This window comes from Nocardia sp. A7 (assembly GCF_046549215.1).
In the GTDB taxonomy this organism is placed as follows: Bacteria; Actinomycetota; Actinomycetes; order Mycobacteriales; family Mycobacteriaceae; genus Nocardia.
The window spans coordinates 855,511-879,839 of the sequence record NZ_JAJPWE010000002.1 but is presented as its reverse complement, the minus strand read 5'-3'; the positions used below and the strand labels follow the sequence as shown (position 1 = coordinate 879,839).

Below are 24,329 nucleotides of genomic sequence, written 5' to 3'. Positions count from 1 at the left end.
CAGTTTTGAGAGAACATGGATCTGTAGCTACCGAAGGCAACCTGTTCGACGTCCCCGGCCGTGAGCGAACGACCCCCGCGTTGACAGCACGTCAACGGCATGGAAATCTGGTAGTCAGTTTTTGAGAATGCTATTCTCTCAACCATCGGACCGAGCAAAGGGAATCCCTTGGCACACTTCACGAAACCAGCGGCAGGGAGCTGGACGCAGAACTATCCCGAGCTGGGCACCGCCCCGGTGGACTACACGGACTCGATCGACCCCGCCTTCTACGAGGACGAGCGCCAGGCGATCTTCCGCAAGAGCTGGCTCAATGTCGGTCGGGTGAACCGGTTGCCGAAGGTGGGCAACTACTTCACCAAGGAACTCGCCTGCGTCGGCACCTCGCTGATCATCGTGCGCGGCGCCGATCAGACGATCCGGGCGTTCCACAACATCTGCCGTCACCGCGGCAACAAGCTGGTCTGGGACGACTACCCCAACGAGGAGACCTCGGGTACCTGCAGGCAGTTCACCTGCAAGTACCACGCGTGGCGCTACGGCCTCGACGGCGAACTGACCTTCGTGCAGCAGGAGGGCGAGTTCTTCGACCTCGACAAGCAGAAGTTCGGCCTCAAGAACGTGCGCTGCGAGGTCTGGCAGGGCTTCATCTTCGTCAATATCGATGAGAACGCCCGCCCGCTCGACGAGTACCTCGGCCCGCTGGCCAAAGGGCTGGAGGGTTACCCGTTCGAGCAGATGACCGAGGTCTACAGCTACAAGGCCGAGATCGGCGCCAACTGGAAACTGTTCATCGACGCCTTCGCCGAGTTCTATCACGCACCGGTGCTGCATCAGAAGCAGGCGGTCAAGGACGAGGCCGACAAGCTGGCCGGTTTCGGCTACGAGGCGCTGCACTACGAGATCGCCGCGCCGCACTCGATGATCTCGTCCTGGGGCGGCATGGCGCCGCCGAAGGATCCGTCGGTGGTGAAGCCGATCGAACGTGAACTGCGCAGCGGCCTGTTCGGGCCGTGGGACCGACCCGACATCGAGGGCCTGGATCCGCTACCGGAGGGGCTCAACCCGGCGCGCCACAAGGCTTGGGGCATCGACGAATTCGAGTTCTTCCCCAACTTCTCGCTGCTGTTCTGGGCGCCCGGCTGGTACCTCACCTACCACTACTGGCCGACCGCGGTGAACCGGCACATCTTCGAGGCCAGCCTCTATTTCGTGCCGGCGAAGAACGCGCGCGAACGGCTCGCGCAGGAACTCGCCGCGGTGACGTTCAAGGAGTACGCGCTGCAGGACGCGAACACCCTCGAGGCCACCCAGACCATGATCGCCACCAGGGAGGTCACCGACTTCCCGCTCAACGATCAGGAGATTCTGCTGCGCCACCTGCACAAGACCACCCAGAAGATCGTCGAGGAGTACCGCAATGACCGCGCCGACTGAATCACCCACGCTGCCCGCCGAGTTCGCCGACCTGGCACGCTTCTCGGACTGGATCCTGGCCACCGAGCCGGAGCGCTATGCCAAGCGCCTCGCCTCGACCATGGACCAGATGCAGGACCTCTACGACACGGTCTTCCCCCGTTTGCAGACCGCGCTCGACTTCATCGACAAGCACGACTGGCACGACCTGCCCGACGAGGCACGCCACCTGTTCCACCTGCTCCAGTCGCTGGTGATGGTGTCGTTCCCGATCGAGGTCTGGAAGCAGCCACGCGTCCCCGATGCCGGTGCCGCCTACCTCGACATCGTGCGCGAACCGGTGGTCTGACGCGGTGGCAACGCACACCCTGCGAGCGGCCGGCCTGCTCGATGTCGACACCGGCGAGATCATTCGGCCCGGCATCGTGCGGATCGAGGGCGACCGGATCGTCGGTGTCGGCGGTGCCACCGAGGGCGAGGTCGTCGATCTCGGCGACCTCGTCCTGCTGCCCGGCCTGATGGATATGGAAGTCAACCTGCTGATGGGCGGACGCGGGGAAACCGGGCTGGCTTCCAGCGTCACCGACGATCCGGCACTGCGGGTGTTGCGCGCGGTGGGCAATGCCCGGCGCACCCTGCGCGCCGGCTTCACCACCGTGCGCAACCTCGGCCTTTTCGTCAAGACCGGTGGTTACCTGCTCGATGTCGCACTCGGCAAAGCTATCGACGCGGGCTGGATCGACGGTCCACGCATCGTGCCCGCCGGCCATGCGATCACCCCGACCGGCGGGCACCTCGACCCGACCATGTTCGCCGCCTTCGCGCCGGACGTGCTGCACCTGACGATCGAGGAAGGCATCGCCAACGGTGTCGACGAGGTGCGCAAGGCGGTGCGCTACCAGATCAAACACGGCGCGCAACTGATCAAGATCTGCGTCTCCGGTGGCGTCATGTCGCTCACCGGAGCACCTGGCGCACAGCACTATTCGGACGATGAACTCCGCGCGATCGTGGACGAGGCACACCGCCGTGGACTGCGGGTGGCCGCACACACCCATGGCGCCGACGCGGTCAAGCACGCGGTGGCGGCCGGCATCGACTGCATCGAACACGGCTTCCTCATCGACGACGAGGCCATCGCGATGATGGTCGAGCACGGCACCTGGCTCGTGCCGACCACCCGGTTGGCCGACGCCATGGATGTCTCCAAGGCCGACCCGGCGTTGCAGGCCAAGGCGGCCGAGATGTTCCCCAAGGCCCGCACCTCGGTGCTCGCCGCCTACCGCGCCGGCGTCAAGATCGCCGTCGGCACCGACGCGCCCGCTATTCCGCACGGCCGCAACGCCGACGAGCTGGTCGCCCTGGTCGAGCGCGGCATGACACCCCTGGATGTGCTGCGCGCGGCCACCGTGAGCGGCGCGGAACTGATCGGCGTCACCGACCGTGGACGGCTCGCCGAAGGGCAGCTCGCCGACATCATCGGCGTGCCCGGCAACCCCGTGGACGACATCACCCACACCCGAAACGTGCAGTTCGTGATGAAAGGCGGAAAGATCTATGTCCACAACTGACGACCTGCTCGAGATCCAGCAGGTACTCGCCCGCTACGCGGTGACCATCACCAAGGGCGACATCGACGGTGTGATCGCGGTGTTCACCCCCGACGGCACCTACAGCGCCTTCGGCGACACCTACACACTCGACCTGTTCCCCGAGCTCGTCGCCGCCGCGCCGAAAGGGCTCTTCCTCACCGGCACACCGGCACTCGATATCGACGGCGACACCGCGACCGGCACGCAACCGCTGTGTTTCATCGAGCACAGCACGCACGACATGCGGATCGGGTACTACACCGACACGCTCGTCCGTGGCGAACAAGGGTGGCGACTCCAGACCCGGCGGATGACGTTCATCCGCCGCAACGGTGAGCACGATTCGGGGATCCCGCACGCGTTCGAGCGTTCCAAGGCATGACCGTGGGCACCACCTCGCCCGCGATACCGCCTGTGCTGCACGGCATCTCAGATTTCCGAACCGGCCTGCACGCCTGGCTCGACGCCAACGACCTGACCCCGGCGCCGGACCATTCGCTCGACGGCCAAGTGGCACAACTGCTGCGGGTCCGGCGCGCGCTCTTCGACGCGGACTGGATGCGCTACGGCTGGCCCACCGAGATCGGCGGGCTCGGCGGACCTGCCGCGCTGCGTGCCGTGCTCGGCGAACAGATCGCTACCCGCGACCTCGCCGAGCCGGGCATCTGGTCGATGATCGAAGTCCTCGCGCCGACCATGATCGCCTACGCCCGCCCCGAACTGGCCGCGACGATGGTGCCGCTGCTGCTGTCGGGTCGTGAGCAATGGTGCCAAGGGTTTTCCGAACCCGGCTCCGGCAGTGACCTCGCCTCACTCAGCACGAAGGCGACACAGCACGGCGACGGGTGGGTGATCTCCGGGCAGAAGGTGTGGACGAGCTTGGCGCAGTACGCGGCCCGCTGCGTACTGCTCGCGCGGACCGGGCCCGGCCACGAGGGAATCAGCGCGTTCTTCGTCGATATGGATTCGCCGGGAATCACCGTGCGCCCGCTGCGGACCATGCACGGCGTGGACGAATTCGCCGAAGTGTTCTTCGATGACGTGGCGGTTCCCGCGGACCGTTTGCTCGGCAACCCCGGCGACGGCTGGCGGATCGCGATGGACCTGCTGCCCTATGAGCGCTCCACCTGCTTCTGGCACCGGATCGCCTACCTGTTCACGCGACTCGACCAGGTTCTCGCGCAAACCGACAGCGGCGACGACGCCACACTCGGCGCCGCCTACCTCGCCCTGCACACCGTGCGGTGCCGATCGCTTGGCACCCAACGCCGGCTGGCGGCCGGTGCGCGGATCGGGCCCGAGACCTCGATCGACAAGGTGCTGCTCGCCACCGCCGAACAGCAGTTGTTCGACATCGCCAGGGATCTGCTGCCCGGTGTCGTCGAACTCGACGACGGCCCGTGGCGCACCGAATTCCTCTATTCCAGAGCGGCCACGATCTACGGCGGCACCGCCGAGATCCAGCGCAACATCATCGCCCGCAGACTGCTCGACCTCGGGAAGGAGTAACCGTGACCGAGGACACCGGCCTCGATCCGGCCGAACGCGCGTTGTTCACGGAGTCGGTTCGCCGTGCGATGACCGGCGCCACCGGCCCAGCCCTGGACATCCTCCTGGCCGAGCTCGGCTGGCCCGACATACTCGACACGGCACCGGAACTCGCGGGGCCCGTGGTGTTCCGGCTACTCGGCGAAACAGGAGCGCACGCGCCGCTGCTGCTCGACGTGCTCGGACATACCGACCCCTGCGCGCTGCCTTTCACTGGCGGACACTGGCTGCGGTGGGAGCGCCACGAACCCGGCGGCGATGACCAGTCGACCCGCATGCCGGGCGACACCATCGACGCGGAACTGCCGCTACGCCGAGTTCCCGAGGGTGCCGAACTCACCGCGCGAGCGCTGTCCGAGGGCAGGCGGGCGCTGGGTTGGTGGTTGCTCGGCACCGGCCATGCCATGCTCGGGCTGGCACGGACGCATGCGCTCGAACGGGTTCAGTTCGGGCGCCCACTCGCGTCTTTCCAGGCGGTCCGGCACCGCTTGGCCGAGACCCTGGTCGCCCTCGACGGCGCCGAAGCGGCGCTGCTGGTCGCCGACGAGGTCGCCCTCGATTGCCTCCCCGGTGACCCCGCCTCGGCCGCGCTGCTCGCCAAAGCCGCGGCGGGCAACGCCGCACTCACCGCCTCGCGGCACTGTCAACAGGTACTGGGCGGGATCGGCTTCACCGCCGAGCACCCACACCATCGCCACGTTCGCCGAACCCTGGTGCTGGACGGACTTCTCGGCAGCGCGCGAGAACTCACCCGGGAAGCGGGCACCGCGATTCGCATCTCGGGCACGGCCGTCCGGATCGCCCACCTCTGATCATCGGCTACGCGAAAGATCGCCCGGCACCGGAGTTTCCGGTGCCGGGCGATCACTGTGCGCTCAACAAGCGGTGGACGTGCCTCCCTGAATGGCCAGCAGCGCGCAGAAGGTCGCCGCGGCGACCTTCCAGGTGCCGTTCTGATTCACCGCCTGCCCGGTCTGATCCGGCAACACCGGAGTGCCGCCCATGAGCAGCGAATAGCTCACATCGGCGCTGTTCGCGCCGGTGGATTTCACCCCGGCCACGGTCACCGTGGTGCCGGAGGACCGCGGATTCTGTGACTGCGCCTGCAGGATCGGCAGGAAGACGTCACCGTTCTCGACCAGCGCGGCACGTTTGTCCGGCGGCACCGAGCCGTCGAAGAAGGTCGTGTAGGCCTGGGTGATCGCCTGGGTGGCGGCCGCGTCGACCGTCGGAGATGCCGCGCTGGTGGTCGCCTGAGCGGTAGTGGTCGACGCCACGGCCTGTTCGTCGTCGGAACCACACCCGACGAGAACGGAGACCGCGACGACGGCGAGACTGCAACAGGCTGTGGTGGTACGGAGCAGAGATGTGCGCATGAAACTTCCTTGTTTCGGGGGTGAGGCAGAGGACCGGCGACTATTTGATGTTCGCCTTCATTTCGTCCATACCGACCAAGACCGGATACCCGGTGACGCTGAGCGCGTTTCCGTGTCCCGTCTGGTGGATGTCGAACACCGACTGGATAGCGGCGAAGAAGCCCTGCACATCCAGCGTCTGATTGACGGCCCGCTTGGCCTGGCGCAGACCGAACGCCGGCATGGCGGCGATACGAGCGGCCAGTTCCCGGGTGCGATCGTCGAGTTCGGCCCTTGGCACCACCGTGTTCACCATGCCGACCTGCTGCGCTTCCTCAGCGGTCACCGCGCGCCCGGTGAACAGGATCTCTTTCGCCTTGCGGGCGCCGAGTTCCCACGTGTGGCCGTGATATTCGACGCCACCGATGCCCATCAGCACCACCGGATCGGAGAAGAGCGCGTCCTCGGCGGCGACGATGAGATCGCACGGCCAGCACAACAACAACCCACCCGCGATGCACCGGCCCTGCACGGCGGCGATGGAAGGCTTCGGGATATTGCGCCACCGCAGCGAGTACTCGAGGTACCGCCGCGACTCCAGGCTGTATATCCGGTCGAGGGTGATCGTGCGCGGATCCGGCCAGGACTTGTCGTTCAGATCGTGGCCTGCCGAAAAATGCTTGCCCTCCGCCCGGAGCACGATCACCGCGACATCGTCGGACTCGGCGGCCCTGACCCACGCGGCGTCCAGCTCGTCGAGCAGTTCACCGTTCTGCGCGTTGGCGGCCTCCGGCCGGTCCAGGGTGATGGTCGCGATGCGATCGGCGACTTCGTAACGGATGTACAAATCGATGCTCCTAGCCGGGCGGGGGTGCAGTGCACCGAGAATACCATTCTCGCCAGCAGGAAGTAACAGTCTCGTGACTGCCGCGACATCCGTCGCATGGCTACACAGTTAAACAACGTTCTCCGGTACAGTGCATCCATGTTCTCTTCGCATGTCCGGGGATCGAGGCGCCCGTGACCAGCCCGAGCGAGAAACCCGCCTGGAAGCAGCGCGCGGTCGAACGATCGCTGCGTACGGCGACGCTGCGCGCCGAGGAGCGGGTGCAGCGATTCCTCGACGCCGCCCAGGCCATCATCACGGAGAAGGGCACTACCGACTTCACCGTGCAGGAGGTCGTCGACCGGTCCCGCCAGTCGCTGCGCAGCTTCTACCTACAGTTCGACGGCAAACACGAACTGCTGCTCGCCCTGTTCGAAGACGCGCTGGCCCGCACGTCGGAACAGTTGCGCGCCGCCTCCGACGGACAGACCGACCCGATGGACAAACTCCAGGTCACCGTCGAATTGCTGTTCGAGTTATGCAGGCCCGATCCTGCCGCCCAACGGCCGTTGTTCACCGACTTCGCGCCGCAACTGCTGGTTTCACACCCGGGGCATGTCAAAGTCGCGCACGCGCCGGTCCTTGCCCTGTTCACCGAATTGATGGAACTCGCCAAGGAAGCCGGCGAGATCGGCCCCGACATGAACACCCGCCGGGCCGCGGCCATGGTGATGCAGACGGTCATGTTCACCGCGCAGTCCACCGGCGCGGTCGACGAGGAGACGCAGTACCCGATCACGGCCGCCGAAGTCTGGAACTTCTGCGCACACGGGTTCGCCCGCTCCTGAGTCCGCGAACGCCCGGCAGGTCGGTGAACGGCCCGCCGGGCGTTGCTGTCGGGCTACCGAGCCCCTGTCGCGGCATCAGCTGCCATCTGCTCAGACCGCAGGCACCTCGATGACCGTCGCTGAACCCATGCCGCCCCCGGCACACATCGCGGCGATGCCGAATCCACCACCGCGACGCCGCAATTCGTGGACCAGGGTGACGATCATCCTGGCTCCGGTCGCCGCCACCGGATGGCCGAGCGAACATCCGCTGCCGCTGTAGTTCACGATCTCCGGATCCAGATCCAAGGCGCGGATGGCCGCGAGCGGCACCGCGGCGAATGCCTCGTTGATCTCGATCAGCCGCACCGAGGCCAGCGAGATCCCGGCCCGGCGCACTGCCTTCGTGATCGCCTCGATCGACGCCAGGCCGGTGAACGCGGGGTCGACCCCGACCGATGCCCACCCCCGGATGTAGCCGAGCGCGGGCAGGCCCAGCCGTTCGGAAGCGATCGCCAGTGCGGCCGCGCCGTCGTTGGCCCCCGACGCGTTGCCCGCGGTGATCGAGAAGCCGTCGATTTCGGGATGCAGCACTTTGAGCGATGCCAGCCGCTCCAGGCTGGTGTCGCGCCGCGGATGCTCATCGGTATCGAAGAGCCCGTGCGGCGTCTCGACGGCGATGATCTCGTCCTTGAACAGGCCCGCGTCGATGGCGGCGATCGCATTGCGATGGGAGCGCAACGCCCAACGATCCATGTCGTCACGGGTGAGCCCGGCCCGCACCGCGGTGTTCCAGCCGACCGTGATGGACATGTCCATGGCCGGGGCATCCGGACGGTCCGGGTGGCTGGGCGAGACCCACGGGTCGATCCACTCGTCGGGCCCGACTCTGAATCGCGCCCGCGGAGCGGTCGATTCGCTGTTCACGCCACCGGCGATCACCAGCTCGTCCATGCCGGCCCTGATATTGGCCGCCGCTGTCTGCACGGCGGACATGCCCGCCGCGCAGTGCCGGTTCTGCGCCAGACCGGGCGCCGACGTGAGACCAGCGGTGACGGCCGCGTGCCGCGCCAGCACACCACCGCCGTAGCGACCCTCGCCGAGGATCACGTCGTCGATTCGGTCGGCTTCGAGATCTGCGGCCACCGCACCGACGACGTGGTGGGCGAGGTCGAACGCGGTGGTGTCGCGCAGCGTTCCCTTCCGGGCGGTACCGATGGGCGTCCGCAGCGCGGAGACGATGACAGCTTCGGGCATGGGGGCCTCCTGGGTGGGTTGCCGGTAAAGGGCTGACTGCCGGGTGTGAGAATAGTATTCTCTCTCATTGAGATTGATATTCACAAGGAGGGATCACTACATGCAGATCAGTGGAAGTTCCGCGCTCGTGGTGGGCGGCACCGGCGGCCTCGGCGAGGCGACGGTACGGCGGCTACACGCCGCGGGCGCGAAGGTGGTCGTCGCCGATGTCGCCGACGACAAGGGCAAGGAGCTGGTCGACGAGCTCGGCATCCGCTACGTCCATACCGATGCCACGCAGGAGGATTCGGTGCGCGCCGCGGTCGCGGAAACTCAATCGCTCGGCCCCCTGCGCATCTCCGTCGATACCCACGGTGGTCCCGCGACCGGCGGTCGACTGATCGGCAAGGACGGTTCAGCCCTCGACCTGGCGGGCTTCCGCACCACCATCGAGTACTACCTGACCGCGGTGTTCAACGTGCTGCGCCTTTCCGCCGAGGCGATGGCCACCACCGAGCCGCTGGCCGAAGGCGCGCGCGGCGTGATCGTGAACACCGCCTCCATCGCGGCATACGAGGGCCAGATCGGCCAGCTTCCCTACGCCGCCGCGAAGGGTGGGGTCGCCGCCATGACCCTGGTCGCCGCCCGCGACCTCTCGCCACTGGGCATCCGGGTGGTCACCATCGCCCCCGGCACCGTCAACACCCCCGCCTACGGCAAGTCCGCCGACAAGCTCGAAGGCTATTGGGGTCCGCAGGTGCCGTTCCCCAAGCGGATGGGGCGCTCCGACGAATACGCCCAGCTGGCGACAGCGATCATCGAGAACGACTATCTCAACGGCGAAGTCATCCGTCTGGACGGTGCCCTGCGGTTTCCGCCGAAGTAGGCCAGCCGAGTCGGTGCCGCACCGGAGGGAACCGGATCTGTTCCGGCCCTCCGGTGCACGGTCGCGCGCTACTTCCCGGCGGTGAGGCGGCCGATGATCGTACGGAACTCCTCGGTCTGGAACGAGAGGTCCTCGGCCGCGTTCGCGTAGTCGAGCGTGGCGAGCACGGCGCGCTCGAGATGCAGGTTCAGCAGTCGCTTGGTGCTCTCCACGGCCTGCCTCGGCAGTTCCAGCACGCGTTTCGCGCAGGCCAGCGCCTCGGTCAGCGGGTCGGCCACAACATGGTTCACCAAGCCCATCTCACGAGCCCGTTCGGCGGTGATCTTGGCACCGGTCAGGGCGTACTCCTTGGCCAGCATCAGACTGGTGTGTAGCGGCCAGGTGAGCGGACCACCGTCAGCGGCCACCAGGCCGACCTGCACATGGGGATCTTTGAGGTAAGCGTCCTCGGCGATGTAGGCGACGTCGCTCAACGCCACCAGACTGCAGCCGAGCCCGACCGCCGGGCCGTTCACCGCGGCGATCACCGGCACCCGGCAGCGAACCATCCCGAGCACGATCTCGCGGCCGTGCGCGATGGTCTTCGCGCGCAGGTCGGCATCGCGGGACAGTTCGGCGAGATAGGCGAAATCCCCGCCGGCGGAGAACGCCTTGCCAGCACCGGTCAGCACCGCGGCCCGGGCCTCGCGGTCGGCGGTGAGCTGGGGCCAGAGCGCCGCCAGGCCCGAATGCAGCGCGTCGTTGACAGCGTTGAGCGCGTCGGGTCGGTTGAGCGTGATGATCCGCAGCGGGCCGTCGGCCTCGACGCTGATCTCGGTGGGCAGGTCGTACATGTCAGGCTCCTAGGTCGAGGATGCGCGAAGCGATGATGTTCTTCTGGATCTGCGAAGTTCCGCCCATGACGCTCTGGGCGCGGCTGTAGAGGTAGCTGCCGAACATGTCGTCGTCGCCGGTGCCCGCGACCGCGAGGGCCGCGTGCCCGACGGATTGCTCCACCCAGGTCATCAGCAGCTTGTCGAGCGAACCGTCCGGGCCGTGCACGAGACCGTCGAGCTGCTCGGAGAGCCTGCGCCGAACGTGCAGCCGGAGCATCTCCGATTGCACTGCGGCCCAAGCGAGTTCGCTGGGTACCTGTCCGGTCACTCGGGACTCGAGCTGGCGTACCGTCTTCGCGTAGCGGGCCGCGAAACCCAGGGTGGCGGGTTCACGTTCGTGCCCGACCACGGTCATGGCGAGTTTCCAGCCGTCCCCGGGCGCGCCGACCATCCGGTCGGCGGGCACCCTGGCCCCATCGAACCGCACCTGCCCGAACTCGCGGGTGACACCGCTGATCATCCGTAGTGGCTGCTGCTGTACCCCCGGCTCGTGCATCGACACGATGAAACCCGAAATGCCCTTGTGCCGAGGTGCGCTCGGATCGGTGCGCGCGAGCAGAAGACACCAATCGGCGACGTCGGAGTAGCTGGTCCAGACCTTGTGCCCGTGCAGGACGTAGTCGTCACCGTCGCGGGTCGCCGTCGTGCGCAGCGAGGCCAGGTCCGATCCCGCGTCCGGCTCACTGAAACCCTGGCACCAGCGCTGCGAGCCGTCGATCATGCCGGGCAGGAAACGCTGCTGCAGTGCGGGACTCGCGTGCGCGACGAGTCCGTGCACCAGGTACCCGAGACTGGGCCGTTGCGGCGCACCGGCTCTGGTCAGTTCCTCGTCCAGGATGACGTCGTACACCGGCGGCAGCCCGTGACCACCGTATTCCTCCGGCCAGGAGAGTCCGAAGAAGCCCGCACCGTACAGCGCCCGGTGCCAGTCACCCGCTTTCGCCCAGTACTCGTCGCCGGTGGAGGGAAAGGAGGCGGCATTGTCGGCCAGCCACTCCCGCAACCGAGCACGGAACGCGGCCTCCTCGGGCGAATCACGATAGTCCACAGTCGATTTCCTCCAGACGGGTGGCGAACAGTTCGGTCGAGGTCAGCACCCGGCGCAGGTACACATGGGCCAGACACTCCCAGGTGTTGCCGATGCCGCCGTGTACCTGAATCGAGGTCTCGCACACCGTGCGCGCGGCGCGGGCGGTGTAGACCTTGGCGACCCGCGCTGCGCGCAAGGCCTCGGCAGGCGGCAATTCGTCGACTGCCCATGCGGCGTAACGCAATACGCTGATCGCACCCTCGATCAACGCCAGGCTCTCGGCGAGCAGATGTGCCACCGATTGATAGGAGCCGATGGCGTGGCCGTACTGCTCGCGGACTTTGGCGTACTCCACCGCCAGCTGCTGTGTTCCGCGGGCCGCGCCGAGTAGATCCGCGGTCGTCATGGTGACGGCCAGCGCCTGCCAGCGGATCAGTTGCTCCGGCGACACCTCGCCGAGCAGTTCCGGTGGGCCGGTGAGTTCGGCGGTGCGCCTGGTGAGATCGGCACCGGGCAATGCTTGCCCGACCGCGCGGGCGAACAGCTGTCCGTCGTCGAGCAGCAATGCCCGATCGCGGTCCGCGGCATCGACCGCGCGTGTACCGAAACCGATAGTCCATCGACCGTCGGCGCCCCCGCGCAGGTCGTCGGCCAAGACCGGCCCCAGGAAGGCGACGTCGACCAGACCGCGCGCGAATTCCTCTGTCACGAGGGCTATTTCGACTCCGGAAGCCCCGTCGGATCGCAGGTTTCGCCACCCCGCGGTCGCCACCGCCTTCTCGAGCCGGGCGATCCTGCTCGCATTGTCGAGCTCGGCGACCGAGCTCGGCCCGAGTTCGTCGGCCAGCCTCGCGGCAGCCGCATGCAGCTGGCGCTGCTCACTGGTCAGTCGGACGTCCATGACGCTCCTCGAGGACTCGTCGGAGCACCTTGCCCGAAGGCAGGCGCGGGATCTCGGGTACGAACACGATGCGACGGGGCCGCTTGTAGGAAGCCAGCCGTTCGCCGACCAGCGTGATCAGCTCGTCGGCGGACACGCCGTCGAGCACGGCGACGGCGGCGACCACCGCTTCGCCGTCGCGTGGGTCGGGGGTTCCGAACACCGCGCAGTCGATGACCTTGGGGTGCCCGTGCAGAACCGCCTCGATCTCGGCGGGTGCGACCTGGAAGCCGCGCACCTTGATCATCTCCTTGGCCCGGTCGGTGATCCGTACCCAGCCGTCGGCGTCGACGTGCCCGACATCACCGGTCCGATACCACTCGCCGTCGAATGCCTCAGCGGTCGCCTCGGCAGGCAGATAGCCCGCCATCACCGACTGCGACCGGCACTGGATCTCCCCGGTCTCCCCTGGCACCACCGGTTTTCCGGTCTCGAGGTCCACCACCCGGAGGTGAACTCCGGGCGCCGCCTTGCCGACAGAATCCAGCCGGGCGCCGTCGAGCGGATTGCACGCGATGACCGGCAGCTCGCTCGCGCCGTAGGCGGGCAGCCACCGCACCCCGCTGCGCGCGGTCACCGTTTCGGCGACACTCGCCGTCACCGGGGTGGCGCCCCACATGATGTAGCGCAGCGAACTCAGGTCGTAGCGTTCGAGATCGGGGTGCGACGCGAGCGCGAGCGCGATCGGCGCGACGGCCATCTCGATGGTGATGCGGTCGTCCTGGATGCACGACAGCATCGTGTTCAGATCAAAGCGTCGGTGCAGCCGCATCCAGGCTCCCGCTCGCAGCGCGGTGAGAATGTTGAGCAGGCCCAGGATGTGCGAGGGCGGGGTGGCGACCTGGATCCGATCGGTGCCGGACAGGCCGAGCACCTCGGTCCACTGCCGCACGGCCACTGCCACCGAATCGTGGGTGTGCCGCACCGCCTTCGGCATCCCCGTGGTGCCGGAGCTGAACACGAGCACCGCCTCGGATGTCGGATCATGTTGGACCGCACCGGCTTTCGCCGGTTCGATCGGGTCGCCCAGGTACCGCATCGGCAGCAGTTCGCCGAGCACGGCGCAATCGCCGAGTGCGTGCGCCGCGCCGGTGACGGCGAGCGCGTGGGCGACCTCGTCGTGCTTCCAGGCGGAGCTGATCAGGACGACGCAGGCACCCAGGCGCCACACCGCGAGGACAGCCACCACGAATTCGGGCCGGTTGGACGACATGAGCGCCACCCGCTCGCCCGCCCGGACGCCACGCCCCGCCAGCTCGTCGGCCAACCCGGCCGCCAGCTCGTCGAGTTCGACTCCGGTGTAGGCCCGCCCCTCGAACACGAGCGCACTCGGCACAGTGTCGGACATCTTGGAAGGTTCCCGTCTCATGAGAGAGAATACTATTCTCATTTCGATAGAACCTTAATACCAGGAAGAGGTGGACCATGGCGACACTCTCGTCATTTCTGCGCGCGACAGTGACCAGGGTCGTGACCGAGAGCCCGGACGCACGGACATTCGTGCTCGACCCGCACGACGGGCCGCTGCACTACCGGGCCGGACAGTTCTGCACCTTCCGGGTCACCGTGGACGGCACCGTGTGCTTCCGGTCCTACTCGATGTCGAGCGCACCCGAGACCGACGGCGAGATCATGACCACGGTCAAACGCGTGCCAGGCGGCGCCGTGTCCAACTGGATGCTCGACACCCTCACCGCGGGCGACGAGGTGGAGCTGTCCAGAGCCGCGGGCCGGTTCTGCCTGCGCGACACCGACGTTCCGCTGCTCGGCTTCAGCGGTGGCAGCGGCATCACGCCGATCCTGTCGCTCACCAAAGCGGCGCTGGCCACAACCACCCGCCGGGTCCGGCTCCTGTGCGCGGATCGCGACCCGGCGTCGGTGCTGTTCGACGACGCGTTCACCGATCTGCTCGCCCGCCATCCGGACCGGCTCGAGGTGGTCCGCCATCTCGACAGTGAGCGCGGATTTCTCGACCGCGCGGCCGTCCAGGGGTTCGTCGGTGCCGATGCGCACGGCGATCACTACATCTGCGGGCCCGAGGCGTTCATGGACCTGGTGGAACGGTCACTACCTGGTCCCGGCCTCGTTTTCAGCGAGCGGTTCGGCACGCCCGTCGACCCGGCGGCCGCGTCGACATCAGCGAACGCCGTCGAACACGAGGCGGATTCCGGCGGCACCATCACGGTGATCCTGAACGGCAAGAAGAAGTCGGTACCACGCAAGGCCGGTGAGACGCTGCTGGAGAGCGCCCGACGCGGTGGCCTCGCCCCACCGTTCTCCTGCGAGCAGGGAAATTGCGCGACCTGCATGGCGAAGATGACCTCGGGCCGCGCAACCATGCGGCACAACAACGCATTGACCGACGACGAGGTCGCCGACGGCTATGTGCTGACCTGCCAGGCTGTCCCGGACTCCGACGGCGCCGTCGTCGAGTACGAGTGAACCCGACGGCCGCTCCCCGGCAGGTTCCGCCGGGGAGCGGCCGTCAGCGCAGTCGACCCGCCAGGTCGGCGATCATCTGCCTTGTTCGCTGCTTGGAGGCGACCAGCGCGTCTCGGTCGTCCCCGATCGGAAGCAGCCGCACGGAGATGTCGGTGGCACCGGCATCGGCGTAGCGGCGCAGTCCGGCCGCGATGGCCGCCTCGTCCCCCGCGATACACAGATCGCCGATGGTGCGTGCGTCGCCTTGATCGAGCAGGCGCTGATAGTTGGGTGAGACCTCCGCCTCGCCCAGAATCCGGTTCGCCCGCGCCCGTGCCTCGTCCACCTGCCCGGCCGTGCACAGACACACCGGCAACCCGACCACCACGCGCGGTGTGGACCGACCGGCGTCGGCGGCGGCCTTGTTGATCTTCGGGACGACGTGCTCGGCGACGGCGCGCTCGTCCGCCATCCAGAGCACCGTCCCGTCCGCCCGCTCCCCGGCGATGCGCAGCATCACCGGCCCCAGTGCGGCGACCAGGACCGGAACCGGCGCCACCGGACCGAGATCGAGCGGATTGTGCACCGTGAAGGTGCTGTTCTCCACGTCCACCGAGCCGGTGCCCGCGAGTCCGGCGGCCAGCACCTCGAGATAGTCGCGCGTGTAGGCCGCCGGCTTCTCGTAGGGCAGACCGAGCATGTCGCGGATGATCCAGTGGTGCGACGGCCCGACGCCGAGGGCGAGCCTGCCGCCTGCCGCCGCGTGCGCCGAGAGCGCCTGTCGCGCCAGCGCGATCGGGTGCTGAGCCTGCAGCGGGACCACGGCGGTACCCAGCTCGATCCGGGTGGTGGCCAGGCCCATCGCCGTGACGGTGATGAGCGCGTCGAAGTCGTTGGGCACCTGCGGAATCCAGGCCGTATCGAGCCCTGCCGTCTCCGCCCACGCGATATCGCGCAGCATCCGTTCGAGCTTGCGCCCCGAGTCGCCCTTCTCCGGGCCGATCATCACGCCGATGCGCACGGTTCCTCCAAGTGGTTCGAAGTCGGATTCGGATATGCTACTTGCGTAGAATGAGAACGCCAATACCACCTGCAGAGAATGAACTGTTGCCGCTCGGCGGCACGCGAGGAGCACCATGCCCGACCAGGACCACCCGCTGCGCGATCGCACCGTCCTCATTTCCGGCGCCAGCCGGGGTATCGGCGCGGCGATCGCCGTAGCCGCCGCCGAGCAGGGCGCCAACGTCGTCCTGCTTGCCAAGACATCCGAACCACATCCCCGGCTCCCCGGCACGGTGCACACCGTCGCCGCCGAGGTCGAAGCCGCTGGTGGCTGGGCCGCGGCGGCCGTCGGCGACGTACGAAGGGAAGAGGACGTCGCGCGGGCCGTGGCGATCGCGATCGAGCGGTTCGGCGGGATCGACGTGTGCGTGAACAACGCGGGCGCCATCGCCACCGATCCCACCGAGAAACTCAGTGCCAAACGCTTCGACCTGATGCAGGACATCAACATTCGCGGCACGTTCCTGCTCACCGCAGCGTGTGTGCCGTACCTGCGCGACTCCCCCAACCCGCATGTGCTCACCATCTCGCCACCGATCAACCTCGACCCCCGCTGGCTCGGCGCCCACCCGGCCTACACCCAGTCCAAATACGGGATGACCCTGCTCAGCCAGGGCTGGGCGGCCGAATACGCCGATGCCGGAATCGGATTCAACTGTCTGTGGCCGCAGACCTACATCGCGACCTCCGCTGTCGCGGCCCTGCTCGACGGTGACGACCAGCTCGCGACCGCGCGCAGCCCCCGGATCATGGCAGACGCGGCCGTCGCGATCGCCGGCCAGCCGGCCCGGCAGGTGACCGGCAACTGCTTCATCGACGCGGACGCCGTCACCAGATTCGCCGGGATCGAGGACCTCTCCCGATACGGCGGTGGCGACAACCCGACCCCGGACCTCTTCCTGGACTGACCCGCCCGCAGCCCCACTCACCCTCCGCGACAAGGACTGACCGCTATGGCCTACGTCATCACGCAGCGATGCTGCAACGACGCCAGCTGCATCTCCGAATGCCCGGTCGACTGCATCCGACCGATACCCGGTCAGCCGGAGTTCGACACCGCCGAGATGCTGCACATCGATCCCGAAACCTGCATCGACTGCGGCGCGTGCGTCGATGCCTGCCCGGTGGGCGCGGTGTTCTCCGTCGAAGACCTCACCGCTTCGCTGCAGCGCTACAGCGACATCAACGCCGACTATTTCGTGCGCCACCCGCTGGAGCCGGAGTTCGCCGCGCCGGTCGTGACCCCGCGGATCCCGAAAGTACACGGCACCTTGCGGGTGGCGATCGTCGGTGCGGGCCCCGCGGCCTGCTACGCGGCGGACGCGTTACTGCGTCGCGGTGACACCCAGGTGGAGCTGTTCGATCGGCTGCCGACGCCGTGGGGTCTGGTGCGCGCGGGAGTGGCACCGGATCACGCGGGGACCAAGTCGGTGACCTCGATGTTCGAGACCGCGTTCCGTCGCGACACCCTGCGGTACTACCTGAATGTCGAAATCGGCAACCACCTCACCCACGACGAGCTCCTGCGTCATCACCACGCGGTGATCTACGCGGTGGGCGCGTCGGCCGACCGCCGCATGGACATTCCCGGCGAGGATCTGCCGGGCAGCCATTCGGCGACGGAGTTCGTGGCCTGGTACAACGGGCACCCCGACTTCGCCGACCGGGACTTCGATCTGTCCGGCGAACGCGCGGTCATCGTCGGCAACGGCAACGTGGCACTGGACGTCGCCCGCGTACTCACCATGGATCCGACCGAGCTGGCCCGCACCGACATCGCCGATCACGCGCTGAATGCCTTGCGCGACAGCAGGATTCGCGAGGTGGTCGTCCTGGGACGACGCGGGCCGCTGCAGGCAGCGTATACCTCGCCGGAGTTCCTCGCCCTCGGCCACCTCGACGGCGTGGACGTGGTCGTGGAGTCCGCCGACATCGAACTCGACGACATCAACAGCACTGTGTTGGCGGACCCGGCCCTCGAGCCGTCGATTCGGCTGAAATACACGCTCGCGCAAGAATACGCCACGGCACCACGACAATCGGGCAACAAACGGATCGTCTTCCGATTCCTCGCTGCACCGACCGAGGTACTCGGCGAGCAGCGCGTCACCGGTCTGCGATTCGCGCACACCTTACTCACCGAAGCGGACGGCCGGGTGATCGCCGAAGCTACCGAGCGCACCGACGACATCGCCGCCGGGTTGGTGCTGCGGTCGGTCGGCTACCGGGGCGAGCCGGTCCCGGCGCTGCCGTTCGACGAGCGTGGCGGAGTCGTCCCGAATCACGAAGGGCGGGTGATCGATACCTCCGGTGTGCCGGTGCGCGGGGTCTACGTCAGCGGCTGGATCAAACGCGGTGCGCGCGGGGTGATCGGTTCGAACCGCATCGATGCCGAGCAGACAGTGGAACACCTGATCGCCGATTTCGTCGCGGGCACACTCGCCACGCCGCACGAGGACCGAGACGCCTTGCGCGCGTTGGTCCTATCGCGACAGCCCCACATGGTCGACCGAGACGGATGGAAGGCCATCGACACCGCAGAGAAGGCAGCGAGCGATTCCACCGGGCGTCCGCGGGTCAAATTCACCACCCGCGACGAGCTGACTGCCGCCGCCCAGGGGACCGATCTCGCGGTGCGCTGAGTTCGGCTCCGGTGTCGTCGACACAGGAGACAGCGGCGGACCGGACAACCGAAACGTCCGCCGCCGCTGCCCCTGAATGACTCAGAGCTGAGCCCAGACCGACTTCGACTTCATGTACGCCTCGACGCCTTCTCGGCCGAACTCGTGGCCCCAGCCGGACTGCTTGTAGCCGCCGAAGGGCACCCCGTGGTCGAACACCAGTTGGCAGTTCAGCGACACCGTCCCGGCCTGCAACCGCTTCGCCAGCCGATGCCCGCGGCTGAGGTTGGTCGTCCACACGGTGGCGGCCAGACCATAGGACGTGTCATTGGCCATCGCGATCGCCTCGTCCTCGTCGTCGAACGGCAGCACGGTCACGACCGGGCCGAAGATCTCCTCCCGGTAGAGCCTGCTCGTCGCGGGATCCACGTTGGCGACCACCGTGGGGTGGACGAAGTAGCCGGTGCGGTCGAGGCGGTGCCCGCCGGTGACGACCTCGACACCGTCGGACCTACCCTCGTCGAGGTAGCCCATCACCCGGTTCAGCTGTTTGGCACTGATCAGCGGCCCGATCATGGTGCCTTCTTCCTTGGGCCCACCCAGCTTCAGGTTGTTCGCCACGGTCGCGATGCCCGCCACGACCCGCTCGTACACGCCACGCTGCACGAAGACTCGGGAGCCGCAGACGCAGCCCTGCCCGGAGTGGATGAAGATTCCCATCGACGCCATCATCACCGCCATGTCCAGGTCGGCGTCGTCGAAGATGAGCACCGGCGATTTGCCGCCGAGTTCGAGCATCACCTTCTTGAGGTTGCCCGCCGATGCCGCCACGATCTGCTTGCCGACTTCGGTGGAACCGGTGAACGCCACCTTGTCGACGTCCGGGTGCGCGGTGATCGCCGCACCCGCGGTGTGTCCGAAGCCGGTCAGCAAGTTCACGACGCCCTCCGGCACGCCGGCCTCCGCGATGAGCCGCGCCAGCAGCAGCGCCGACAGCGGCGTCTCCTCGGCGGGTTTGACCACACTGCTGCACCCGGCGGCGAGCGCGGGGGCCAGCTTGGCGCACGCGTTGAACACCGGCCCGTTCCACGGGAAGATCAGTCCCACCACCCCGTAGGGCTCTTTGAGGGTGTAGGCGTGCATGTCGGCGTAGGCGCCGGAGACGCCGCCGGTCATCTGCACCTCGTACGCCGAGCCGTTGAGTTTGGTACACCAGCCCGCGTAGTAGCGGAAGAACTCCGCGCACGTCGGAATGATCATCTTCGCCTGCGCGAGTGGCATTCCCGTATTGAGCGAGTCCAACTCGGCGAGTTCGTCCGTGTGCGCGTCCATCAGGTCCGCGATCCGCCACATTATCTTGGCGCGTTCGCGCCCGGGAAGACCCTGCCAGACACCCGCGTCGAACGCGGCCCTCGCCCGGGCCACCGCCTCGTCGACAGCCTCGGGTCCACAGTCGGTGAACTCGGTGATCTGCTCTTCGGTCACCGGATCGATGATCGGGATGACCTCGCCTTTTCCGGGTCGCTCACGGATTTCGTCCAGAATAGATTGCAGCGTCATCGCGCATCCCCTTCAAGCCTCGAGGCCTCGTGCCTACCGGTCCTCGACCTGCTTAGCATCGGAGGCGACCAGCGGTCAAGAGTTTCATTCTAATTTGCGGTAATATGATTCTCACATAGGAGAACAGAAAATCGGCCCGATCAATCCGGTAGTTCCCAGCTCGTGAAGCTTCGGCAACTTCGCCGCGAGTCGAACCCAGGTGTAGTAGGACTGCGGATAGCGCTTCGATCTCTCGGAATGGACAGTTCGTGAATGTTGCCCAGGACGCTGGTCTGGTCACCAACTGGTGGACCTACGCACATCAACACCCGTTGCGGTATCGGCTGGCGGTCCTGGCGAACAACGCACGCGACGTGGTCGAGCACGCAGGTGGCTGGTTGTTCGACCGCTCGATGGCCGGATGGGACGTGAACGTCGTCCTGACCGATGTCACCGACCTGGCGCCCCTGCAGATCCTCGGCGTGACCGTGCTCGAACTCGAAGGCCCACTCGCGGTTCCGGTCCACCACACCTGGCCCGACGCCATCGCGGTCGCACCCGATCTACTGCTGTCCGACAGCCGAGTGCGCGACGGCGTCCTCAACTGCCTCGAGAACGATCTGATCGAAGTCGTCCTGTGGGGCAACCCGCTGCCCGCGGAGTTCGAGTGTCGGGTCGACGGCATGGATCATCGCCTCAGCGCCGCGGCCCACGCGTTCAAGGCACGTGCGATGGCCGCGACCGACGCCACACCCCGACCGCTACCGCTGACCGAAGGTTTCCGCTGCAACGCCCGGTCTCTGGCAGCAGCCGGCCGCGAGGTGAATCTGTCACACAGGCGGTGAATGCGGGGTCGCGTTGCGTTCCAGCCACTGGGTGAGCGAGCGACCCGCGTCCAGCACGTGCCGCTCACCGATCTCGCGGGCTCGCGGCGCGTCACGCTCGGTCAACGCGTCGATGAGCTGGTCGTGATCGTCGAGCGAATGTTGCTCGTGTTCGGGAAACAGCCGCAGGAAATTCGACGGGACCACCCGGACCGCCTGCTTGATCTGGGTGAGCAATCGCGGTGAGTGCGCGGCGCGATGGACGTCCTGGTGCAGCCGCCAGTTGGCCTCACCGATGGAATCGTCACCGGATCGCGAGGCGACCTCGGCGGCGAGCTCGCGCAGCCGCTGCAGCTCAGGGGTACTGGCCCGCTGCGCGGCCCAGGCAGCGGCCTGCCCGGTGAGGACACCGAGGATGGTGAAGCTGTCCATGATGTCGGCGGGGCTGATCCCGATCACCGTGATCCCACTGCGTGGTGCCACCCTGACCAGCCCTTCGTAGGACAGCTCCAGCAAGGCCTCACGCACAGGCGTGCGGCTGGTGGCGAACTCGTCGGTGATCGCGTCCAGATCGATGCGGGCACCGGCGGGCAATGCCCCGGTCAGGATGCGATCGCGCAGTTCACGTGCCGCCCGTTCACGAACGGTGCCCGCGACGTCGACCGAGTTGGTTGCCATCGGGGAAGTTTAGCAGGCTAGAGGTACCAGGTTTGAAATCTGATATGTCAGATGCTAGATTCCAATCATGGCGATGAGGAACGGCGACCGAATGACGTTGGTCGCATTCATGCAAGCGGGCAACACCTCGGTCTACTCGGGTTCCTGGCGACACCCGGCCACCGAGCACGGCTATCTCGACGCGTCGTACTACGCGAAAGTTGGGCGGCAACTGGAGGAGGGCTGCTTCGACCTGATGTTCTTCGACGACCGATTGGCGATGCCCGGCATCTACGGCGGATCCGTCGCCGAGGCGGTGCGCCACGGCGCCCGCCCGGTGAAGCTGGACCTGGGGGTGGTCCTCGGCGTCCTCGCGCAGAGCACCTCACGCATCGGTCTCGGCGCGACATACTCCACGACGTACTACGCGCCGTTCCACGTCGCGCGCACGTTCGCCACCCTCGATCACCTGTCCGCGGGCCGGGCCGCCTGGAATGTGGTGACCTCGGTCAACGACAGCGAGGCACAGAACTTCGGGATGGACGCCCACCTCGGCCACGACGAACGCTACGACCGAGCCGACGAATTCCTCGATGTGGTCAGCGGCCTCTGGGACACCTGGGACGACGACGCCATCCTGCACGACCGCGCCGCAGGCATCTTCGCCGATCCGGACAAGGTGCACGAACTGCGCCACTCCGGCCGCTTCTTCTCCGCCCGCGGACCGTTGACGGTACCGCGGACCCCGCAGGGCAGACCGGTGATCATCCAGGCAGGCTCCTCCGGCCGAGGACGCGAATTCGCCTCGCGCTGGGCGGAACTGATCTTCACCGGCGACCCCGGTCTGGAAGTGGCCCGCAATCACTACGCCGACCAGAAAGCTCGCATCTCCGACGCGGGCCGTGACCCCGCCTCGGTCCGCATCTGCCCGATGGCCTACGCGGTCGTCGGCGAGTCCGAACAGCACGCCAAGGAGCGGGAGGCGATGCTGCTCGAGGACCTCGTGCATCCGATGGCGTCACTGACGTTGCTCTCGGAGTTGATGAACTACGACTTCGCACAGCACGATCTCGACGACCCGGTCACCGACGAACTGATCGCCTCGGTGTCGGGTATCCGCGGCCTGGTCCAGAACCTGCGCACCCATATCGGCGGAAACGTCACAGTACGCGACCTGGCTGGCCATCGCGCCACCCTCCTACAGGGTCCGCGGTTCGTCGGCACCGGCGACCAGGTCGCCGATCAGATGGCCGAATGGTTCCACGGCGACGCCTGTGACGGTTTCGTTCTCGCCGCCACCCACATGCCCGGCTCCTTCGAGGATGTCGTCCGGATGGTGGTGCCGCGGTTGCAGCAGCGCGGGCTGTTCCGCACGGCCTACGAGGGTACGACTCTGCGCGAGCATCTGGGCTTGTCACGGCCGACCCCGGTCCGCGACGCCGCGCACACGAGCACCGTGGTGTGACATGAGCCGAGCCATGCTCGATGGCCTGCGGGTGCTCGACTTCGCCACGCTCGCGGCGGCGCCCCTGGCAGCCACCTATCTCGGCGAGTTCGGTGCCGAGGTGATCAAGATCGAACAGCCCAACGGTGGTGATCCGATCCGCACCTGGGGCGCGCAGCGCGACGACGTGGGCCTGATGTGGAAGTCGGTGTCGCGCAACAAGCGTTCGGTCACCCTGGATCTGCGCGTCGCCGAGGGCCAGGAGCTGCTTCGGCGGCTGGCGGCCACAGCGGATGTCGTGGTGACCAACACCAGGCCACAGACATTGCGGAAATGGGGCCTTGACTACCCGAGTCTGCGCGCGGTCAACGAGCAGATGGTGATGCTGCACATCACCGGCTTCGGGTTGACCGGGCCCAAGAGCGAGCGCCCGGGTTTCGGCACACTGGGTGAGGCGATGAGCGGATTCGCCCACATCACCGGCGAGGCACACGGTCCGCCGACACTGCCGCCCTTCATGCTGGCCGACGGTGTCGCTTCCCTCAACGCCGCCTACGCCGTGCTGATGGCGCTCTACCACCGCGATGTGCACGGCGGCCCTGGGCAGTTGATCGATATCAACCTGGTCGATCCGCTCACGCGACTTCTGGAACAGACACTGCTCAGCTACGACCAGCTCGGCCTCGTCGCGCAACGAGCGGGCAACCGCTGGGACATCTCCGCACCCCGCAACACCTATCGCACCGCCGACGACAAGTGGCTGGCCATGTCGGGCAGCTCACCCGCGCTGGCGCTGCGCGTCTTCCGCGCGATCGGACGCGACGACCTGGTCGTCGATGCCGAATTCTCCGATCCGCAACGCCGTCTGGCGCGGGCTGCCGAAGTCGACGACGTTGTCGCGGCATGGGTCTCGAAGCAGACGCTTGCCGAGGCGATGGCGGTGTTCGACACCGAGCAGGTCGCCGCGGCGCCGGTCTACGACATCACCGATCTGCTCGCGGACGAGCAGCTGCGCCACCGCGAGGTGTTCGTCCCGGTCGCCGACGACGAACTGGGCACGATGACAGTGCAGGCACCGGTACCGCGCTTCTCCCAGGCACAGGGCCGCGTGTCCCACCTCGGCCCCCGCCTCGGCGAGCACAACGCGGAGGTCTACGGACAAATACTCGGCCTGAGCGACAACGACATCGATGACCTACACAGCCGCGGCGTGCTGTGAAATTCCGACAC

At 67.2% G+C, this 24,329-nt stretch carries 24 protein-coding genes; 14 read left to right on the top strand and 10 right to left on the bottom strand.

The window, feature by feature from the left end:
* Positions 1-168 precede the first annotated feature (168 nt).
* The 6 genes from ACLJPD_RS15490 to ACLJPD_RS15465 all read left to right on the top strand — a co-directional run bounded on the left by ACLJPD_RS15490 (position 169) and on the right by ACLJPD_RS15465 (position 5,368).
* A complete protein-coding gene (locus tag ACLJPD_RS15490) occupies positions 169-1,437 on the top strand; it encodes an aromatic ring-hydroxylating oxygenase subunit alpha (RefSeq protein WP_410872815.1) in 1,269 nt (422 codons plus the stop codon).
* The gene (locus ACLJPD_RS15485) at positions 1,421-1,765 is read left to right on the top strand and encodes a hypothetical protein (RefSeq protein ID WP_410872814.1); all 345 of its coding nucleotides are present in this window, start codon (positions 1,421-1,423) and stop codon (positions 1,763-1,765) included. Before ACLJPD_RS15490 ends, ACLJPD_RS15485 begins: the two co-directional genes overlap by 17 nt.
* A 4-nt stretch (positions 1,766-1,769) precedes the next feature.
* Positions 1,770-2,987, top strand: coding sequence for a metal-dependent hydrolase family protein (locus ACLJPD_RS15480; protein WP_410872813.1), 1,218 nt, complete (start codon positions 1,770-1,772; stop codon positions 2,985-2,987).
* Positions 2,974-3,390, top strand: a complete 417-nt coding sequence (locus tag ACLJPD_RS15475) for a nuclear transport factor 2 family protein (protein ID WP_189034221.1) — start codon at positions 2,974-2,976, stop codon at positions 3,388-3,390. Before ACLJPD_RS15480 ends, ACLJPD_RS15475 begins: the two co-directional genes overlap by 14 nt.
* Entirely contained in the window at positions 3,387-4,517 is a 1,131-nt protein-coding gene (locus tag ACLJPD_RS15470; RefSeq protein WP_410872812.1) for an acyl-CoA dehydrogenase family protein, read from the top strand. The genes ACLJPD_RS15475 and ACLJPD_RS15470 overlap by 4 nt, the downstream gene beginning before the upstream one ends.
* A gap of 68 nt (positions 4,518-4,585) precedes the next feature.
* Positions 4,586-5,368, top strand: a complete 783-nt coding sequence (locus tag ACLJPD_RS15465; protein ID WP_410873421.1) for an acyl-CoA dehydrogenase family protein — start codon at positions 4,586-4,588, stop codon at positions 5,366-5,368.
* 63 nt (positions 5,369-5,431) lie between these two features.
* Here the strand turns inward: ACLJPD_RS15465 and ACLJPD_RS15460 are convergent, their stop codons facing one another.
* Positions 5,432-5,932, bottom strand: coding sequence for a hypothetical protein (locus ACLJPD_RS15460; protein WP_410872811.1), 501 nt, complete (start codon positions 5,930-5,932; stop codon positions 5,432-5,434).
* A gap of 40 nt (positions 5,933-5,972) precedes the next feature.
* A complete protein-coding gene (locus ACLJPD_RS15455; protein ID WP_410872810.1) occupies positions 5,973-6,758 on the bottom strand; it encodes an enoyl-CoA hydratase in 786 nt (261 codons plus the stop codon).
* 173 nt (positions 6,759-6,931) lie between these two features.
* Between ACLJPD_RS15455 and ACLJPD_RS15450 the strand changes: the two genes are divergently transcribed.
* Positions 6,932-7,585 (top strand): TetR/AcrR family transcriptional regulator, encoded by a 654-nt coding sequence (locus ACLJPD_RS15450; RefSeq protein ID WP_410872809.1) that lies wholly within the window; start codon positions 6,932-6,934, stop codon positions 7,583-7,585.
* Between the two features lie 90 nt (positions 7,586-7,675).
* On the opposite strand, the gene ACLJPD_RS15445 is transcribed toward ACLJPD_RS15450, so the two are convergent.
* The gene (locus ACLJPD_RS15445; RefSeq protein ID WP_410872808.1) at positions 7,676-8,821 is read right to left on the bottom strand and encodes a thiolase family protein; all 1,146 of its coding nucleotides are present in this window, start codon (positions 8,819-8,821) and stop codon (positions 7,676-7,678) included.
* 100 nt (positions 8,822-8,921) lie between these two features.
* On the opposite strand from ACLJPD_RS15445, the gene ACLJPD_RS15440 reads away from it, so the two are divergent.
* Complete coding sequence (locus ACLJPD_RS15440; RefSeq protein ID WP_410872807.1) at positions 8,922-9,686, top strand: SDR family NAD(P)-dependent oxidoreductase; 765 nt, start codon at positions 8,922-8,924, stop codon at positions 9,684-9,686.
* 68 nt (positions 9,687-9,754) lie between these two features.
* Here the strand turns inward: ACLJPD_RS15440 and ACLJPD_RS15435 are convergent, their stop codons facing one another.
* The 4 genes from ACLJPD_RS15435 to ACLJPD_RS15420 are packed head-to-tail and all read right to left on the bottom strand — an operon-like array spanning position 9,755 to position 13,879.
* The gene (locus ACLJPD_RS15435; RefSeq protein WP_410872806.1) at positions 9,755-10,519 is read right to left on the bottom strand and encodes an enoyl-CoA hydratase/isomerase family protein; all 765 of its coding nucleotides are present in this window, start codon (positions 10,517-10,519) and stop codon (positions 9,755-9,757) included.
* 1 nt (position 10,520) lies between these two features.
* Positions 10,521-11,609: an acyl-CoA dehydrogenase family protein gene (locus ACLJPD_RS15430; RefSeq protein ID WP_410872805.1), complete on the bottom strand. Its 1,089-nt coding sequence runs from the start codon at positions 11,607-11,609 to the stop codon at positions 10,521-10,523.
* Positions 11,596-12,492, bottom strand: coding sequence for an acyl-CoA dehydrogenase family protein (locus ACLJPD_RS15425; protein ID WP_410872804.1), 897 nt, complete (start codon positions 12,490-12,492; stop codon positions 11,596-11,598). The genes ACLJPD_RS15430 and ACLJPD_RS15425 overlap by 14 nt, the downstream gene beginning before the upstream one ends.
* Positions 12,470-13,879: a class I adenylate-forming enzyme family protein gene (locus tag ACLJPD_RS15420; RefSeq protein WP_410872803.1), complete on the bottom strand. Its 1,410-nt coding sequence runs from the start codon at positions 13,877-13,879 to the stop codon at positions 12,470-12,472. Before ACLJPD_RS15420 ends, ACLJPD_RS15425 begins: the two co-directional genes overlap by 23 nt.
* A gap of 77 nt (positions 13,880-13,956) precedes the next feature.
* On the opposite strand from ACLJPD_RS15420, the gene ACLJPD_RS15415 reads away from it, so the two are divergent.
* On the top strand, positions 13,957-14,973 hold the full coding sequence (locus ACLJPD_RS15415; protein ID WP_410872802.1) for a 2Fe-2S iron-sulfur cluster-binding protein: 1,017 nt from the start codon (positions 13,957-13,959) through the stop codon (positions 14,971-14,973).
* Positions 14,974-15,016: 43 nt separating this feature from the next.
* Here ACLJPD_RS15415 and ACLJPD_RS15410 read toward each other — a convergent pair whose 3' ends face one another.
* Positions 15,017-15,973: an LLM class F420-dependent oxidoreductase gene (locus tag ACLJPD_RS15410; RefSeq protein WP_410872801.1), complete on the bottom strand. Its 957-nt coding sequence runs from the start codon at positions 15,971-15,973 to the stop codon at positions 15,017-15,019.
* A 115-nt stretch (positions 15,974-16,088) separates the two neighbouring features.
* Between ACLJPD_RS15410 and ACLJPD_RS15405 the strand changes: the two genes are divergently transcribed.
* Together ACLJPD_RS15405 and ACLJPD_RS15400 are read left to right on the top strand one after the other, a co-directional pair.
* Positions 16,089-16,922, top strand: coding sequence for an SDR family oxidoreductase (locus tag ACLJPD_RS15405; RefSeq protein ID WP_410872800.1), 834 nt, complete (start codon positions 16,089-16,091; stop codon positions 16,920-16,922).
* Positions 16,923-16,967: 45 nt separating this feature from the next.
* Positions 16,968-18,656, top strand: a complete 1,689-nt coding sequence (locus ACLJPD_RS15400) for an FAD-dependent oxidoreductase (protein WP_410872799.1) — start codon at positions 16,968-16,970, stop codon at positions 18,654-18,656.
* Positions 18,657-18,737: 81 nt separating this feature from the next.
* Here the strand turns inward: ACLJPD_RS15400 and ACLJPD_RS15395 are convergent, their stop codons facing one another.
* Positions 18,738-20,195, bottom strand: coding sequence for an aldehyde dehydrogenase family protein (locus tag ACLJPD_RS15395; protein ID WP_410872798.1), 1,458 nt, complete (start codon positions 20,193-20,195; stop codon positions 18,738-18,740).
* 248 nt (positions 20,196-20,443) lie between these two features.
* Here ACLJPD_RS15395 and ACLJPD_RS15390 point away from each other — a divergent pair, with 248 nt between their 5' ends.
* Entirely contained in the window at positions 20,444-21,019 is a 576-nt protein-coding gene (locus ACLJPD_RS15390) for a hypothetical protein (RefSeq protein WP_410872797.1), read from the top strand.
* On the opposite strand, the gene ACLJPD_RS15385 is transcribed toward ACLJPD_RS15390, so the two are convergent.
* On the bottom strand, positions 21,005-21,676 hold the full coding sequence (locus tag ACLJPD_RS15385; protein ID WP_410872796.1) for a GntR family transcriptional regulator: 672 nt from the start codon (positions 21,674-21,676) through the stop codon (positions 21,005-21,007). The genes ACLJPD_RS15390 and ACLJPD_RS15385 overlap by 15 nt on opposite strands.
* A gap of 73 nt (positions 21,677-21,749) precedes the next feature.
* Here ACLJPD_RS15385 and ACLJPD_RS15380 point away from each other — a divergent pair, with 73 nt between their 5' ends.
* Positions 21,750-23,120 carry an LLM class flavin-dependent oxidoreductase gene (locus ACLJPD_RS15380; RefSeq protein ID WP_410873420.1) on the top strand — a complete coding sequence of 457 codons (1,371 nt, stop codon included), beginning with the start codon at positions 21,750-21,752 and terminating at the stop codon, positions 23,118-23,120.
* A gap of 13 nt (positions 23,121-23,133) precedes the next feature.
* Entirely contained in the window at positions 23,134-24,318 is a 1,185-nt protein-coding gene (locus ACLJPD_RS15375) for a CaiB/BaiF CoA transferase family protein (protein ID WP_410873419.1), read from the top strand.
* Positions 24,319-24,329: the final 11 nt, after the last annotated feature.